The sequence below is a fragment of the Pedobacter ginsengisoli genome (assembly GCF_030244015.1).
GTDB lineage: Bacteria > Bacteroidota > Bacteroidia > Sphingobacteriales > Sphingobacteriaceae > Pedobacter > Pedobacter ginsengisoli.
Genome location: NZ_JASSYX010000002.1, coordinates 397,807 through 415,203 on the forward strand (window position 1 = coordinate 397,807; position 17,397 = coordinate 415,203).

General features: G+C 43.0%; 14 protein-coding genes and 1 tRNA gene. 12 read left to right on the plus strand and 3 right to left on the minus strand.

Annotation, left to right across the window (positions count from 1 at the left end; genetic code table 11):
* The 8 genes from QEP08_RS08840 (at nt 1) to QEP08_RS08875 (ending at nt 7,970) form a co-directional block, all read left to right on the plus strand.
* On the plus strand, nt 1-1,020 hold the full coding sequence (locus QEP08_RS08840; protein WP_285057364.1) for a WD40/YVTN/BNR-like repeat-containing protein: 1,020 nt from the start codon (nt 1-3) through the stop codon (nt 1,018-1,020).
* A gap of 153 nt (nt 1,021-1,173) precedes the next feature.
* Nucleotides 1,174-1,791, plus strand: coding sequence for a TetR/AcrR family transcriptional regulator (locus QEP08_RS08845; protein ID WP_285057365.1), 618 nt, complete (start codon nt 1,174-1,176; stop codon nt 1,789-1,791).
* A gap of 55 nt (nt 1,792-1,846) precedes the next feature.
* Nucleotides 1,847-3,130, plus strand: coding sequence for a TolC family protein (locus QEP08_RS08850; RefSeq protein ID WP_285057366.1), 1,284 nt, complete (start codon nt 1,847-1,849; stop codon nt 3,128-3,130).
* Nucleotides 3,131-3,141: 11 nt separating this feature from the next.
* Entirely contained in the window at nt 3,142-4,035 is an 894-nt protein-coding gene (locus QEP08_RS08855) for an HlyD family secretion protein (RefSeq protein WP_285057367.1), read from the plus strand.
* A gap of 31 nt (nt 4,036-4,066) precedes the next feature.
* Entirely contained in the window at nt 4,067-4,981 is a 915-nt protein-coding gene (locus QEP08_RS08860) for an ABC transporter ATP-binding protein (RefSeq protein WP_285057368.1), read from the plus strand.
* 2 nt (nt 4,982-4,983) lie between these two features.
* The gene (locus QEP08_RS08865; protein ID WP_285057369.1) at nt 4,984-5,742 is read left to right on the plus strand and encodes an ABC transporter ATP-binding protein; all 759 of its coding nucleotides are present in this window, start codon (nt 4,984-4,986) and stop codon (nt 5,740-5,742) included.
* Between the two features lie 6 nt (nt 5,743-5,748).
* Nucleotides 5,749-6,855 (plus strand): ABC transporter permease, encoded by a 1,107-nt coding sequence (locus QEP08_RS08870; RefSeq protein WP_285057370.1) that lies wholly within the window; start codon nt 5,749-5,751, stop codon nt 6,853-6,855.
* Nucleotides 6,852-7,970, plus strand: a complete 1,119-nt coding sequence (locus QEP08_RS08875; RefSeq protein WP_285057371.1) for an ABC transporter permease — start codon at nt 6,852-6,854, stop codon at nt 7,968-7,970. Before QEP08_RS08870 ends, QEP08_RS08875 begins: the two co-directional genes overlap by 4 nt.
* Before the next feature lie 268 nt (nt 7,971-8,238).
* Here the strand turns inward: QEP08_RS08875 and QEP08_RS08880 are convergent.
* A tRNA-Cys gene (locus QEP08_RS08880) sits at nt 8,239-8,312 on the minus strand.
* Nucleotides 8,313-8,541: 229 nt separating this feature from the next.
* Here QEP08_RS08880 and QEP08_RS08885 point away from each other — a divergent pair.
* The 4 genes from QEP08_RS08885 to QEP08_RS08900 all read left to right on the plus strand — a co-directional run bounded on the left by QEP08_RS08885 (nt 8,542) and on the right by QEP08_RS08900 (nt 15,787).
* A complete protein-coding gene (locus QEP08_RS08885; RefSeq protein ID WP_285057372.1) occupies nt 8,542-9,108 on the plus strand; it encodes an RNA polymerase sigma factor in 567 nt (188 codons plus the stop codon).
* 86 nt (nt 9,109-9,194) lie between these two features.
* Nucleotides 9,195-10,262 carry a FecR family protein gene (locus tag QEP08_RS08890; protein ID WP_285057373.1) on the plus strand — a complete coding sequence of 356 codons (1,068 nt, stop codon included), beginning with the start codon at nt 9,195-9,197 and terminating at the stop codon, nt 10,260-10,262.
* A gap of 168 nt (nt 10,263-10,430) precedes the next feature.
* Nucleotides 10,431-13,874 carry a SusC/RagA family TonB-linked outer membrane protein gene (locus QEP08_RS08895; RefSeq protein WP_285057374.1) on the plus strand — a complete coding sequence of 1,148 codons (3,444 nt, stop codon included), beginning with the start codon at nt 10,431-10,433 and terminating at the stop codon, nt 13,872-13,874.
* A 26-nt stretch (nt 13,875-13,900) separates the two neighbouring features.
* Nucleotides 13,901-15,787 (plus strand): RagB/SusD family nutrient uptake outer membrane protein, encoded by a 1,887-nt coding sequence (locus QEP08_RS08900; RefSeq protein ID WP_285057375.1) that lies wholly within the window; start codon nt 13,901-13,903, stop codon nt 15,785-15,787.
* 78 nt (nt 15,788-15,865) lie between these two features.
* Here the strand turns inward: QEP08_RS08900 and QEP08_RS08905 are convergent, their stop codons facing one another.
* Nucleotides 15,866-16,717, minus strand: coding sequence for a bifunctional helix-turn-helix domain-containing protein/methylated-DNA--[protein]-cysteine S-methyltransferase (locus QEP08_RS08905; RefSeq protein WP_285057376.1), 852 nt, complete (start codon nt 16,715-16,717; stop codon nt 15,866-15,868).
* Between the two features lie 82 nt (nt 16,718-16,799).
* Entirely contained in the window at nt 16,800-17,390 is a 591-nt protein-coding gene (locus QEP08_RS08910) for a DUF502 domain-containing protein (RefSeq protein ID WP_285057377.1), read from the minus strand.
* Nucleotides 17,391-17,397: the final 7 nt, after the last annotated feature.

The following is a 17,397-nucleotide window of genomic DNA, read 5'->3' on the forward strand; positions in this document are numbered from 1 at the left end:
ATGAAAACACTTTTAATTTCAGCCCTGTTTTTTCCTGTGCTGTGTCTGGCACAGAGTTATAACCTAAAACCTGTTACTACTGGCGAAAATACAAGCATCAGGGGCATGTCAGTCGTCTCCGATAAGGTAGCATGGGTAAGCGGGAGCAACGGCAGTATTGGCAAGACACTGGACGGGGGGATGACCTGGATCTGGACAAAACCTGCAGGTTACGAAAAGCTTGACTTCAGGGATATTGAAGCATTTGACGAAAACAAGGCCGTAATCGTAAATGCGGGCTCACCGGCTTTTATATTGCTGACCAGTGATGGCGGCAAGAACTGGCGGGAATGCTATAAAAATCTGGACTCGGCTATATTTTTAGATGGTATGGGATTCTGGGATGCTCAGAACGGGATGATTTTTGGAGATCCCATTCGCAATAAAATGCAACTCCTGAAAACCAGGGATGGCGGGATGAACTGGCAGGATGTATCCGGAAATCTGAAAACGGAAATGAAAGTAGGGGAAGCCGGATTTGCGGCCAGCGGTACTACTATAACGACATACGGAAAGGGGAATGTCTGGATTGCTACCGGCGGGTCCGTCTCTAATATTTATTTTTCTGATAACTTCGGGTACAGCTGGAAGGTATATAAATGCCCTATTATACAAGGTGAAAGCAGCACAGGCCCGTTTTCCATGGCTTTCTTTGACGCAAAAAATGGCGTAGTAGTAGGTGGTAATTACCTGAAAGATACTGAGAATACGAACAATGTTCTGCTCACGGGCGATGGCGGAAAAAGCTGGAAGAAGCCAGCCAGGCCCGTTACCGGTTATCGATCGGGTGTTACATATATTAATAAAAAGGTTTTGCTGGCCACAGGCTCATCAGGAACGGATGTATCTAATGACGGCGGCATGACCTGGCACAATATATCTGGTTTAAGTTTCAATGTGATCCAGAAGAGTAAAACCGGAGGCCTAATACTCCTTGCAGGAAACAAAGGGGAGATCTACCAACTCATTATTGGGCGGTAAAGCACATTTACCGGCTAAAAAAATATCGGGTTTCTTGAGGAATATCCTATATTTTAAAAAAATAATGACGATTTAATCATTTGATTAAAATAGTTGTTTGAAATATAATTATTGTTTTCTAATTTTACTGAACCTAAATAACAGTTGATCACAATGGCTAAGAACGTGAGAGCAGAAAGCGATACTTCTACAGAAGAGAAGATAAAAAAAGCAGCACATGTTGTTTTTAAAAGGAAGGGTTTTGCTGCTACACGTACAAGGGACATTGCTGATGAAGCGGGGTTTAATTTGGCCTTGCTGAACTATTATTTCAGAAGTAAAGAAAAGTTATTCGACATTGTAATGAAGGAAAGTATCCAGCAATTTCTAAAGGGTATAGCAGGTATTTTAAATAATACTGCACTTAGCTTAACAGAAAAGGTAAGTCTGGTTGCTGAAAATTATACCGATATGCTCAGCGCCAATCCTGATCTCCCCTTATTCATTTTGAGTGAGATCAAGGCCAATCCGGAAAAACTGGCTTTAGACCTTAATTTTAAGGAGATCATCATGAGGTCTCATTTGTTTGAACAGATACAAGAGGCCACAGGCAAAACAATTAATCCTATCCATTTTATTATTAACATCATTAGCCTTACTGTTTTTCCTTTTGTAGCCAGCCCGTTGCTGCGGGTCATCGGCGACTTAAACCCTCAGGACTTCAATAGCCTTGTAGAAGATCGAAAAAAATTGATCCCGGTGTGGATTGAAACTATGCTAAAAGCTCATTAAAAAAATTTAGACAAATATTAATCAAATGATTTAAACAACATAATAAACCTTAGAAATGAAGTCAATATTTTTCACTTTCATCATTTGTTTTATACGGTTTTGTGCCAGTGCACAGTTGCTTTCTGTTGAAGATTGCTATAAAGCCGCCCGGCAGAATTATCCGCTGGTGCAACAGTTGGAACTGATCTCAAAAAGTACCGGCTACTCGATTGAAAATGCTGCTAAAGGTTATTTGCCTCAGATAAATGTCAATGGGCAGATCAGTTATCAAACTGACGTTACCAAAGTCCCCTTGCAATTGCCTGGGATGAATATTCCGGAAATGGACAAGGGCCAGTATCGCATCTTTGCAGAGGCCAATCAGATTTTATATGATGGCGGCGCAATAAAGCTGCAGCAAAAGCTGGGGAAGGTAAACGGCGCAATTGAAGCCCAAAAACTGGAAGTCGAACTATACAAACTGGAGGAACGTATAAACCAGCTTTTTTTTGGCGTGCTATTCATTACAGAGCAATTGCAGCAAAATGACCTGATTAAAAAAGACATCCAGCTTGGAATTGATAAAGCAAATATAGCGGTAGCGAACGGCAGTGGACTAAAAAGCAGTGTCAGTATGCTGAAAGCTGAATTGCTCAAGGTAGAACAACGGGGAATTGAACAGCGCTACTCCAGAAAAGGATTTCTGGACATGCTGAGTTTGTTCATCAATAAAACCCTGCCTGAAAATATAAAGCTGCTGAAACCGGATATGAAGTTATTGAAGCCTGAAGCAGAGCCTCTTGCCTTTGCTCAAATTCGCAGGCCCGAATTGAAACTTTATGATGAGCACCTCAGTGGACTTGATGAGCAGGAACGTTCCATTGGTGTTAAGAACAGGCCTAAGTTTAGTGCATTTTTGCAGGGTGGTATAGGTAAACCGGCCTTGAATATGCTGAGTACCGGTACCGAACCTTTTGCCATAGGCGGTTTGAAAATGAGCTGGCCCTTATCGGGACTATACACACTTAAAAAGGAAAAAGCCATTGTTGATGTGAACAGGAAAAGCATCGGACTACAAAAAGAAACTTTTCTGCTCAATACCAATATACAGCTGAAACAACAGCATGCTGAATTGGAAAAGCTGCGTGAGCTGACGGCCTCCGATGAAGAGATCATTGCATTGCGTGCCAGCGTGAAAAAGGTCTCTGCTGTACAACTGGAAAATGGTGCCATCAATACCAGCGATTACCTGAGAGATGTAAATGCCGAAGACCAGGCCAGGCAGATCAGATTACTTCATGAAATCCAGCTGATCATAGCTGAGTACAATATACAAAACACAACAGGAATAAAATATTAAACCAACAAACGATGAAAAGAATCTCAATATTTGCTTTCGCAATAATACTGGCTGCCTGTGTGAAAAAAGAAACGATAAGCGATGCTTCGGGTACATTCGAAGCTGTTGAAACTATTGTTTCTGCTGAAGCTTCAGGAAGCATAATGGCGTTAGACCTCGAAGAAGGAAACCAGCTAAAACCCGGACAAGTGGTGGGTTATATAGATACAACACAGCTTTATCTGAAGAAAGTTCAGCTCGAAGCGCAAATTTCAGCGGTGCTGAGCAGGAAGCCCGATGTTTCAGCACAGCTTGCTGCCTATCAGGAGCAATTGAAGCAGGCTTTAACAGAACAGCGTCGCATCAGCAACCTGCTGCAGGGTGATGCGGCCACTCCCAAACAGATGGATGATGCAAATGCACAGGTTGCTATCATCAGAAAGCAGATCAGTGCTCAGCAATCGGTGCTGAACATTACGTCGTCCGGTCTAAGCAAGGAAACCTTGCCACTGAATGTGCAGATCAGGCAATTGAATGACCAGATCTTAAAAAGTAAAATAGTAAATAAGGTAAATGGTACAGTGCTTACCAAATATGTTGAGGCCAATGAAACCGTAATACCGGGTAAGCCATTGTATAAAATAGCGGATCTTTCTTCGATTATTCTGAGGGCCTATATTACCGCAGATCAATTATCAGTCGTAAAACCGGGCATGAAGGTGAAGGTGCTGGTTGATGCGCCGGATCAAACGTATAAAAACTATGATGGTGTTTTGGAGTGGATCAGTGACAAGGCGGAGTTTACTCCAAAAACCATTCAGACAAAAGCGGAGCGTGCGAATCTGGTCTATGCTGTAAAAGTTAAGGTGAAAAATGATGGCTATTTGAAAATCGGTATGTATGGCGAAGTGTCGCTAGCCAAATAAAGCAGGAAATTTCATCAAAGACAATAAGACTATGGAAATTTCGGTAAGCGTGAACCAATTGCTCAAAAGCTATACCAAAGGAGAAAAAACGGCAGTAAATCATGTCTCCTTTGAGGTCAAAAAAGGTGAGTTGTTTGGACTGATCGGCCCCGATGGTGCGGGCAAGACCAGTATTTTTCGGATGCTGACTACACTTATTCTCCCGGATGGCGGCAACGCATCTGTAAATGGATTGGATATCGTGAAAGACTACGGGAAGATCAGGATGAGCATTGGCTATATGCCTGGTAAATTCTCCCTCTATCCTGATCTTACAGTGGAAGAAAATCTCGGATTTTTCGCTACGCTGTTTAATACCAGGGTCAATGAAAATTACCACCTGATCAAAGACATCTACGAACAGTTAGCTCCATTCAAGAACAGGAGGGCAGGGAAGCTTTCCGGCGGAATGAAACAGAAACTGGCATTGTGCTGCGCACTGATCCATAATCCGCCTGTTATCTTTTTAGACGAGCCAACGACCGGCGTTGACCCTGTTTCGAGAAGAGAGTTTTGGGAGATGCTCAAACGCTTGAAAGATCAGGGTATTACCATCGTGGTGTCTACGCCTTATATGGACGAAGCTACCCTATGCGACAGGATCGCACTGATACAGGAAGGACAGATTTTATCAATTAACACACCAAAGAATATGGTTAGTCATTATCCCGATCAGTTGTTTGCCATTAAAGCAGACAACATGTATCATTTGCTTAAAATCATGAAAACATATAAAAATGTGTTGAATATTTATGCTTTTGGTGAATATGCACATGCATCGTTCAGAGAAGACATGGATACCAATGAGTTGTATCGCTATTTAGAAGAAAAGGGTTTCAGGGATATTTTGATCATCCCGGCAAAGCCCACTATAGAAGACTGCTTCATCAAACTTTTAAACAATTAGTTATGGACACCAGGGCGTTAAACAACGAGAAAGTAATCGTAGTCGATAAACTGACCAAGCGTTTTGGAGACTTTGTTGCTACAGATGCCATCTCATTTGATGTGTATAAAGGAGAGATCTTTGGCTTTTTAGGTGCGAACGGGGCAGGCAAAACCACGGCTATGAAAATGTTATGCGGATTACTCACACCTTCATCCGGTACAGCTGTAGTTGCAGGTTTTGATATCCATAAGCAAGCACAGGAGCTGAAATGGAACATCGGTTACATGGGACAGAAATTCTCTCTCTATGATGATCTGACGATCATTGAAAACATCAGGTATTATGCTGGTATTTATAATCTGAGCAATCAGCAGATCAGCGATAAAAGTGAAGGGCTGATCACCAGACTCGGCCTGCAAAAGGAAGCGAAGAAACTTGTGGGCCAATTACCCACAGGCTGGAAGCAAAAAGTTGCTTTTTCAGTTGCGCTGCTGCATGAACCCCGTATCGTATTTTTGGATGAGCCTACAGGCGGCGTGGATCCGATCACACGCAGACAATTCTGGGATATGATCTATGAATCTGCGGAAAAGGGGACAACCATATTTATTACCACCCACTACATGGACGAGGCTGAATACTGCGACAGGGTATCTATCATGGTCGATGGAAAGATTGAGGCGCTGGATAAGCCTGCTGAACTGCGCAGGCTTTATGAAGCAGAAAGTATGGATGAGGTTTTTTATCAGCTGGCAAGAAGAGCTAAACGTTCAGAATAAGAGATCATGAGACAATTCATCACATTCGTAAAAAAAGAATTTGCTCATATTCTCAGGGATAAGAAAACATTACTGATCCTGTTTGGAATGCCTATATCTCAGATTCTGATCTTCGGTTTCGCACTCACCAATGAGGTGAAAAATGTTAAAATAGCCATCGTAGACCGGGCAAGAGATGAACAGTCCAGGCGGCTGATCTCAAAAATAGATGCGAGTAAATATTTTGAAGTAAAAAAAATCCTGGGCAATGCCGTGCAGGTGGATAATGAACTAAAAAAAGGAACCATTAAAATGGCTGTCATATTCCCGGCAAACTTTAGCAGTGATCTGGCGCACTACAATACATCTCAGGTTCAGATCGTCCTGGACGGCTCAGATCCCAATACGGCGAACACCATTAAAAATTACATTACCGCGATTGTAACAGACCATCAGCGCCAACAGCAATCTAACGTGCCGGCTCTTTACCAGATTATTCCTGAGGTCAGGATGCTCTATAACCCGCAATTGCTTGATGCCCCTAACTTTGTTCCGGGGGTTATGGCTCTGGTATTGATGCTGGTCTGTGTCATGATGACTGCTGTATCGATCGTCAAGGAAAAAGAAATGGGCAATATGGAAATATTGCTGGTATCGCCAATCAAACCGGGCATGGTTATCCTGACCAAAACATTTCCGTACCTGGTGCTTTCACTCGTTAACCTGACCATTATCTTGTTACTAAGCATATTTGTCCTGAAATTGCCCGTCAATGGCAGTTTAGTGCTGCTTTTTGCTGAAAGTATCCTTTTTATCATTACCTGCCTTACACTGGGGATCTTTATATCCGTAAAGACAAGTTCACAGGAAGTTGCCATGCTGATCTCTTTGATGGGGATGCTTATCCCCACAATCTTATTCAGCGGCTTTATGTTCCCGATAGAAAATATGCCTTATCCGCTGCAAATGATCTCCAATATTATCCCCTCAAAATGGTACTATATTATTGTAAAATCGATCATGATCAAAGGTTTAGGTTTTAGCGCAATATGGAAAGAAACGCTGGTACTGGCCACAATTACGTCGGTACTTTTAGCAGTCAGTTTAAAAAGTTTTAAAATACGCCTGGAATGAGGACAATAAGATTTCTGCTGGTCAAGGAATTTAAACAGATATTCCGGAACCGTTCGATACTGGTAATGATCATCGGGATGCCTGTCATTCAATTGATGATACTTCCATTGGCTGCAAACTACGAAGTGAAAAATATTAATATTGTCATTGTAAATCAGGATCATTCTCCCGTCTCGGCTAAACTGGTTTCAAAAATCAACGCCTCTACATACCTTAACGTACTTAGCCATTTGACATCTTATGATCAGGCTTTAAAGTTGGCAGAAGATGATAAAACAGATTTAATTCTTCAGATTCCACCTCATTTTGAGAAAAATCTGATCCGCGACAACCAACAAAAGCTTTTTATCGCAGTAAATGCGATCAATGGAATGAAAGCAGGGTTAGGATATGGATATCTCAGCAATATTATTCAAATGTTTAATGAGGAACTGCGTGGGCAGATGATGCCCCGGTCAAAATTTAATGTTGCGCAGGAGATAGAACTGGAGTTTACGAGCAGGTTCAATCCGCACCAGGTTTACTATCTTTTTATGGTGCCTGGTATTCTGGCATTCCTGGTAACTATGATCACCGGATTCCTGTCCGCCTTGAATATTGTGAAGGAAAAAGAGATGGGTACGATAGAACAGATCAATGTAACACCAATAAAAAAATATCATTTTATTTTAGGGAAACTAATCCCGTTCTGGATTATCGGAACAGTAGTTTTCACTTTAGGGTTGATGGTCTCCTTCTTTGTTTATGGAATTGTTCCCGCCGGCAGCATATTATTGCTTTATGGTTTTATGTGGGTGTATTTGCTGGCTGTGCTTGGTTTTGGCTTGCTGGTCTCAACGTATTGCGATAAGCAGCAACAAGCGATGCTCATTATGTTTTTCTTCATGATGATCTTCATTTTGATGGGCGGTTTGTTAACTTCTATCGACGGAATGCCTTACTGGGCAAAGATGATCGCGGCCTTAAATCCTGTCAGTTATATTATAGATGTAGTCAGAGCGGTGGTATTAAAAGGCAGCGGACTCCAGGATATTTTACCTCAACTGGGAACAATAATTGTCTTTGCAATTGTGTTAAACAGCTGGGCGATTTATAATTACAAGAAGACGAATTAATTAATTTTAAGATGATGATCCCGGCCAGCGTGCTATTGAATTTTAAGAAATTTAATTTTTTTTAATACCATATATAATAAAACAGAATTTTGCTCGTCTATATATACGAGAGCGTTAATTTAGATAGCGGGGATACGGCGGATTGCTGTATCTCCGTTTCTTTTTTAAAAAGATTTTAAAAAGAAAAGCCAGGTCATCCAACCTGGCTTTAAAACAAAACTTAGATCTAACCAAACATCTAAAATTTCAGACAATATAGAAATTGAACTGGACGTCAAGGGCGGATTCGAACCGCCGTCAAAGGTTTTGCAGACCCTTACCTAACCACTCGGCCACATGACTATATGTTTTCAAATGCTTATTCCGGCATGTGATGATACAAATGTAAATAAAAGACTACTGATTTACTAGACTTTATTTATATTATTTTTTATTTTGCCTTATTTGATATGTATTGTGTTGAAAATCAACTATAAATAATTTAAAACTGTTGCGTTTTTTCGGTTATCGGATACTTAGATTTGGATGGTATCGTTAATTTCATACATTTGAATTAATCAAATATATCCCTATGTCCAATTATTTACCCGACTTAAACGGTCTGATAAAGCATATCGCCTTGCATAACAGCGAGAATGCCTATGAGAAACTATTCAAGTATCTGTTTCCCTCTTTATACCGGTTCTGCTTTTATTTGCTTAAGTCCCGGGAACTTGCCGAAGAAGCTGCGAGTGACGTCATGATCACGATATGGCGGAACAGGGAGAAATTATCTGATGTCAAAAACGTTAAGGTATATGCTTTCGTAATTGCCAGGAATCTGTCTTTAAATATTATCAACAAGCAAGCCAAACAAGAGTGGGTAGCCATCGACGACTTAGATATGGAAATCATCCTGGATAACTTAAATCCAGAACAGCTGCTGATCAATGGCGAACTGAAAAAGAAGTTGGAGCGCGCAGTCGAAACCTTGCCGGCTCAGTGTAAGCTGGTCTTTAAACTGATCAAAGAAGATGGCCTGAGCTATAAAGAAACGGCTAATATTTTAAACATCTCGATAAAAACGGTTGATGCTCACCTGGTATCGGCGATTAAAAAGCTAACCACCGTACTTCAGGCCGAGTTTAATCTTACATAAAAAAATATGACGAAGGACTAGGGAGTTTACTTAAAAATTTTGTCCTATACATACAACCCGATATAAAACCTATTTGGAATACCTGTATGTCTAAAAACAGAATTATAGAACTCCTGGCTCGTAAGCAGGCTGGTGAAGCTACTCCAGCTGAACTGGAAGAACTGAACAAGCTGACAGCTTTGTATCAGGATTCTGTTTATTATGAAGAATTTTTAAAACAACTTTGGTTAAATCCACAGCAAGAGCTTGAAATTCCAGATACCGAACAGGCTTATCTCCTGCACAAACTTAAATTTGCTGATGAATTTTCCGTTCCTGAGGAAAAGCGCAAAACCATTAGTTTCAGGAAGGCAATTGTCCTCACAGGGATTGCAGCCATGCTGGCTGTTGTGGTATCGGTTGTCATTTTTTATTTTAACGGACGGGATAAATTTGTTCCGGACATAGAGATCGTTGCCGGGAAAGGAATAAGGAAAAAGATTAAGCTGCCAGATGGCACAATGGTGTGGTTAAACTCTGACAGCAAATTATCTTACGACAGTGACATTAAAAAAAGGAAGAAGCGTGTAGTCTACCTCGTTGGTGAAGCTTTCTTTGACGTAGCCCATGATAAAGTCCATCCTTTTATTGTCCGTACAGATAAGATCTGTGTTAAAGTACTTGGCACTGCCTTCAACATCAAAGCCTACCCTGTTGACAAAAAATCTGAAACTACTCTGCTGAGGGGTTCTATTGAACTTTCGGTAAATGACCGCTCTGCACAAAAGATCATCCTAAACCCCTCAGAAAAGTTTGCGCTTGTAGAAAATAAGAAAGAAAGAAGCCTAAAGCCGGAACGTTCCCCAAAGTCTCTAAAGGACATCACATTGACCATACAGCACGTGGTGCCGGTTCGCATAGGTCAAAACGAGTACATACAGGAGACCTCCTGGAGAGACAGCCAGCTGGTATTTCAAAATGAATCTTTGGAGGACCTGCAGCCAAAGCTGGAGCGCTGGTTCAACATCAATATTAAATTTGACAACGAAAAACCTAAACTATACCGCTTTACAGGTGTATTCAAAGATGAAACCATCGAAGAAACCTTAAAAGCGATGCAATTAATCAAACCTTTCCACTTTAACCTAAAAGACCATGACCTGATCATTTACTAACAAAAAAGGGAGTTAAGTGCGGCAAACACTTTTCTCCCTCCAAACCTTCATGAGTAGCTGAAGCTACTATTACAGATTTTTAACTTTGAAATTCACAAATCTATGAAAAAAACAGAACTGTGCAATAAAGTTCTATGTGCCAACTTTTCCAAAAAAAAAATAATACTGATGTTAAACTGGATCTTTGTTTCATCGTTTGTATTTTGTCTCCAAGTATCAGCATCTACCTACTCACAGGGTACAAAGGTTGATTTGGAACTCCATAAGGTAAATCTAAAAGACGCACTAAAGATTTTGGAGAAGAAAGGCAATATCCGCCTGCTCTATAGTGAGGACGACCTGATAAGCAGTAAGAACGTAACACTCGTAAAAGACCAGATCTCAGTTACCGATGCCCTCCGGATACTGTTAAGAAACACCGCCCTTGAGTTTCAGTCTTTGGAGGATAACCTGGTCGTCATCCGGCTTAAGAACCCGCCTGGAGCAGACATTGTAGTTAGCGGACAGGTCACTGAAAATGCCGGTATCCCGATGCCGGGTGTAAGCATAAAAGTAAAAGGCGGCACTATTGGAACCACTACAGATGCCGCCGGCAGGTTTACACTCAAAGTTCCTGATAATGCCACGCTTATATTTTCATATATGGGATATGACAGCCAGGAGATAGCCGTGAACGGGCAAAAAATGATTAATGTTAAAATGTTGGAAAACAGCCAGGCGCTCTCTGAGATCGTCGTGGTAGGTTATGGAACACAGAAAAAAGCCGTGGTTTCCGGTGCCGTAGCTTCAGTAAAAGGCACGGAGCTGGCCAAAACACCAACTGTCAACCTTTCCAATTCCCTGGCAGGACGTTTACCCGGTGTGACTGCCGTACAGGCGAGTGGAGAACCAGGTTATGACGGATCAACAATCCGTATCCGGGGAGTTAACTCTTTGGGGAATAACAATGCGCTGATCGTGATAGATGGGGTGCCAAACAGAGCCGGTGGTCTGGAACGCCTAAATCCCAACGACATAGAAAGTGTTTCAGTGCTAAAGGATGCTTCTGCAGCCATTTATGGTTCGAGAGCAGCGAATGGTGTGATCCTCATCACCACCAAACAAGGCAAATCCGGTAAACCTCAGCTTTCCTACGACTACGGGTACGGCTTGCAGCAACCAACGCGGACGCCAAAAATGTCCAGTTCCCCGCAATATGCCGAGATCTTAAATGAGCTCAATATATTTGGCGCGGACTTGCCCCAGGACCAGTGGAGTGCCGCATGGGCTGCTTTCAAGTCGACAGGATCTTACAAACGCACCGACAACAATACCACCATTACTGCCGCTTACAGTCCTGAGGAAATGCAAAAGCTAAGGGATGGTTCAGATCCGCTAAGATATCCGAATACAGACTGGTTCAACACCACACTAAAAGACTGGTCACCACAGCAACGCCACAACCTCCAGATCAATGGCGGTGCTGAAAACATCAAATACCTGATCTCGGCAGGTTACCTGGACCAGGATGGTTATTATAAAAAATCGGCCACCGGATATCAGCAATACGACCTGCGTGTCAATCTGGAAGCCAACATCAATAAATACATTACTGCGACGCTTGGCGTGACCGGCAGGGAAGAGGTGCGTAATTTTCCTACAGTATCCGCTGCAGATGTATTCCGGATGATCATGCGCGGCAAGCCGACTGAAATTGAAGTATGGCCAAATGGCCTGCCAGGACCCGATATCGAGTATGGCTACAATCCTTATGTCACCACAACGGATCTAACCGGCTATAACCGCGACCGCAGGGACTACCTGCAGTCAACTGGAAAAGTAGAAGTCAGGCTGCCATGGGTAGAGGGACTTAAATTTACAGGTACTGCCTCAATCGATAAATTCTCAGGCCGTCAAAAGAACTGGCAAACACCATGGACACTTTACTATTGGGATAAACAATCATTTGAAGCAGATGGAGTTACACCGAAGCTCACCGGTTCGGTACGATCTGACCGCAAAGACGCAAGTTTAACAGAAACCGCAGGTTCCCAACTGGCAGTCAACCTGACAGGTATGGTCAATTACGATAAAAAAATAGGCGAACACAACCTGGCGCTGATGGCCGGAGTAACCAGGGAAAAGGTTGATAATGATGGCTTCTCCGCTTTCAGGAGATACTTTATTTCTACTGCTCTGCAGGAACTTCTGGCAGGTAGCGACAAAGAACAGAACATTACCAACCCCGGCGATCCGAACAACCTTTACAAAAGAGCGCGTTTGAGTTATTTTGGAAGGGTCGGCTACAATTATAAAGAGAAGTACCTTGCTGAATTTCTCTGGCGGGCTGATGGTTCTTATATCTTTCCGGAAGACAGGCGCTTTGGTTTCTTTCCCGGAGTATCATTAGGATGGCGGCTGTCAGAAGAACCTTTCTTTAAAGACAACGTGAAGTTTGTCAGTAATTTGAAGCTTAGGGCATCATGGGGCCAGATGGGTGCCGAAGCCTACTTTGGCGATGCATTACAGGAATATCAATACCTGAGCACCATGGGTTTTGGAAATTATGTGATCAATGATCAGCAGACCCAGACCCTGGTGGAAAACAAAGTTCCCAACCTGGATTTCGGATGGGAAGTGGCCAACAACTCCAACGTCGGTTTGGATGCGTCGTTTCTGGACAATAAACTGAGTTTTGAGTTTGACGCGTTTTACAACAAAAGAACCAAAATCCTGATCTCCAGAGGCAATTCCATCCCTGGAAGTTCAGGGATCACCGACAAACTTCCTCCGGTAAACCTTGGTAAGGTAAACAACAGAGGTTTCGAGTTTAAACTGGGCTATACAGACCAGGTGGGGCAGCTCACTTACGGAGTCAGTGTAAATGGTGGTTATGCCAAAAATAAGATCGTATTTTGGGATGAGACAGCTGGAGCCCCTGAGTGGCAGCGGTCTACAGGTATGCCTACCGGAACAGAACTTGCTTACGAATATGATGGTGTATTCAGAGACCAGGCTGAAATTGAAGCCAATACCATTGACTACAGCGCATTCACCGGCAATCTCTTGCCTGGTGATATGAAGTTTAAAGACAGGAACGATGATGATAAGATCAACGGTGACGACCAGATCCGCATGGACAGGACCAGCACTCCAACCTTTACCGGAGGATTTAACCTGAACCTGGCTTACAAAGGTTTTGATTTCTCTGCGCTAGTTCAAGGTGCAACCGGTGGAATCCAGATTGTCGGGCTTACCGAGTCCGGCGATATCGGTAACTTTCTGGAATGGTCTTATAAAAACCGCTGGAGCATCGACAACCCAAGTAATGTAAATCCACGCCTGTCCAACCGGGGTAAAACTTATTACACAGATTTTAACAGCGCCGCACGCAATACGTACTGGATGCGCAGCAACAATTACATCAGGCTTAAAAACGTTGAACTGGGCTATACTATAGCTCCGGAGTTGTCGAAAAAGATCGGCTTTAGTGCACTTCGTGTTTATGTGAACGGGCTGAACCTGGTTACCCTGGACAAGATCAAGATCTGGGATCCGGAATCTACCAACAGCAGTGCGCAATATTATCCTCAGGCAAGGGTGATCAATACCGGAATTAAAGCTACTTTTTAAGGTTGGACAGCATAAAAACATTTTATATGAAACTGATAAATAAAACTACATACATATTTACACTCGTATTTCTGGCCATGCTGGGTTCGGGCTGTAAAAAGGATTTCCTGAACGTTGAACCGCCAACCAGTATACCTGCAGAAGATGTTTGGAAGGATCCGGCATTGGTTTCGGCATTTGTTACCGAGATTTACAATGGCTTGAGCTTAGGTGGATTTTCTGAGGAAATGCTATCCTCTGTATCAGACGAATCACTTTTTACCCACCCTACAAGGGGTATAGATCTGGTCAACTCCAGCAGTATAAATCCTACCACATTGGGTTGGATTAATGCGAGTTCGGGCTATAACCAAATGTACAACCGGATCCGGTCCTGTAACCTTACGGTCGAGCATTTGACCGCCGCGGATAATGCGATTACTGATCCGAACACCAAGGATATGCTATTGGGGCAGGCATATTTCCTCAGGGCGTACTTTTATCAGCAGCTGCTTCGCTTTTACGGCGGTGTGCCACTGATCACAAAAAGCTATGTGCTTGATGAAGATTATACCGTACAAAGAGGCACCTACGAAGAGTGCGTCAATTTTATTCTTAAGGATTGCGAAGAGTCGATTAAACTGCTTACCGGTAAAGCAATGCTAAAAGGTCAGGCTACCTCATTGGCAGGTCTGGCGTTAAAATCACGGGTATTGCTTTATGCCGCAAGTGATTTACACGATATGGCAAAGGCAAAAGCTAAGTTGAAGACCATGGAGAACTATCCGGTCGAGCACCTGCCATTCCTGGTATATACGAACGGAAGCCAAACCCCCCGTTGGCAGGCAGCCTGGGAGGCAGCAAAAGCTGTAATGGATGCGGGGACCGGCTATAAGCTGAATCTTACCGAAAAAGTTCCGGACAGTGTCGGTAAAATGAATTATAAAAGCATTGCGATGGGCGGTGGGAGCAAAGCACCAGGAATAGATGCTGCCGCTGCCTCAGAACTGATCTTTGCCAGGTACTTTATAGACAGGAGCGATATGCGCTACGGAAGAGCCAACGGGCCCAACGGTTATCACAACTGGGCAGGGAATACACCAATAGGATTACTTGTAGACGATTATGAGATGGCCAACGGAACAAAATTCAGCTGGACAAATCCTATACACAAAGCCAATCCCTATCAAAACCGTGACCCCCGCTTTTATGCGACTATTTTGTATGACGGAGCAGGCTGGAAGCCCCGTGATAAGGTATCAGGTGATGTAGATTCTCTCAACCAGATCCAGACAGGCGAGTACGATCTGATTGACGAGAAAGGAGCTAAGATTCGTTTTAAAGGATTGGATACACGCGGCAGTTCTATAGAAAACTGGAACGGCAGCTGGACAGGTTATTATACCCACAAGTTTATAGATCCGGATCCAAATATTGTTGATGCTACACAACCTCAATTTGTGCCCTGGCCATTTTTCAGATATACCGAAGCTGTCCTGAACTACATAGAAGCCAGTATAGAACTCGGGCAATTTTCAGAGGCTGTATTATGGCTCAACAGGATACGCTTCAGGGCAGGCATGCCTGCCATTACGGGCAGCTCGAAAGAAGTGCTCACGGAAATTTACCGCCATGAACGCCGTATCGAAATGGCTTATGAAGAACAGCGTTATCACGATGCACGGCGCTGGATGATTGCACCGGAAACTTTGGGAAGAAAAACCACTTATATTAAGGTCTCGGGAACATTTAAACCAGGAAAATCTTTAGCGAAGACATATCGTTATGATCCGGCAATATATGACTACACCTACACCCCAACTACGGAAACTGCCCAGGAAAACCGTAAATGGGATGATAAGATCTACTACAGGCCATTTAGCCGCGATGAGATCAACAGAAACAATAAACTGATACAAAACCCGGGTTATTAAATAAGAAAATTCTCATTATACATCCCTAATACCTGTCCCCTGCTTTATCATGTCTTCATGTTATCGCAGGGGATTTTTTTAGCCGGATACCTCAGATTTTGCAGCCTCCCAGCCTATCATAGCATTTTTACGCTGACTGTTCCAATGGTACTCTCCAATCTCTCCATTGGATTTGATCACCCTGTGACAGGGAATAAGAAAGGCGACCGGGTTACTGGCCACAGCAGAACCTATAGCGCGTGAAGCTTTGGGGCTCTGAACCATTCCGGCCAGCTTACCGTAGGTCGTCAATCCGCCTATAGGTATCTTCAGCAAAGCTTCCCATACTTTGAGTTGAAAAGCTGTCCCTTTCAGGTGGAGTTTGATCTCGGCCAGTTTACTCCAGTCCTGCGTAAATATAAAAACCGCGTTTTGCTGTATCCTGTCCAAAAACCTTTTGTATGCTGCATTTGGGAAACGTCTTTTCAATTCTTCAAAAGCAACATCATCACCCTCATCAGCAAAAGCAATATGGCAAATGCCTTTTGCGGTGGAGGCCACTATTATTGTTCCAAACGGACTCTCTGCAAAACTGTAATTGATCTGCAGCTCCTGTCCGCCGTTTTTATATTCACCCGGCGTCATACCTTCCACCTTAACAAAAAGATCATGCAGTCTGCTGGTGCCGGAAAGCCCGGTTTCATAAGCTACATCAAACAGTGTAGATTGCTGCGCATTCAGAATGCTTTTTGCATGCTCTATACTCAGGTATTGTAAAAATTGCTTTGGCGTTACCCCGGCCCAATCCTTAAACATACGCTGAAAATGAAAAGGGCTCAGGTTCACATGTTCCGCTATGTCTTCTAAAGAAGGCTGAAGTTTGTAATTGAGCTTCAAATATTCAATCGCTTTTTGTATCCTGCCGTAATCAATCTCGTTTTGTGTTTCCATAACTTTAACATTTCAGCTGCAAATTTAGACCCCTCAGGCATGATTTAACACCCGATTCTTGCTGATTTGGAATTAAGAAAAACTAAAGCCCGCTTACACCACCGCTTACCACAAGTTTCATCGCATCAGCAGCACTCATCTTGAGGTCGGTTACTTTTTCACGTTTTACAATACAGAGCTGACCTGCGAAAGAATAGGACAGCGGAAAATACACTGCCACTTCATCCGGCAGATTTATTTTTTTCAGATCAGGCTGAGTCAGAAAGCCAATCTTTTTCAGGCCACCTTCAACCTCTACAAGTACTGGATGGTTAAATTTCTTTTCATCTCCGACGAATGCCTCTGTAAGATCTTTAATAGATGAATAGATGAATTTTAATATGGGCAGGCGATCCAGAACTCTTTGAAACCAATTGTACATCGGTTCTGTAACGAAGTTCGTCACAAAGATTCCGGCAACCAAAATGATTGAGATGACCAGCACAAGGCCCAGCCCGGGGATATTCCTGCTGGCACCCGTATTGGGATCAACACCCAGGATGTTGTTGATATTCAGCCAGCTGTCTACTGTAGTTACGGCACCAACGACAATAAAGATACTTAGCGCAATGGGAAGCACAATCAATAAGCCTTTGATGAGATATCTTAAAAATGCCCTGCCAATTCTGTTCATGCTGCAA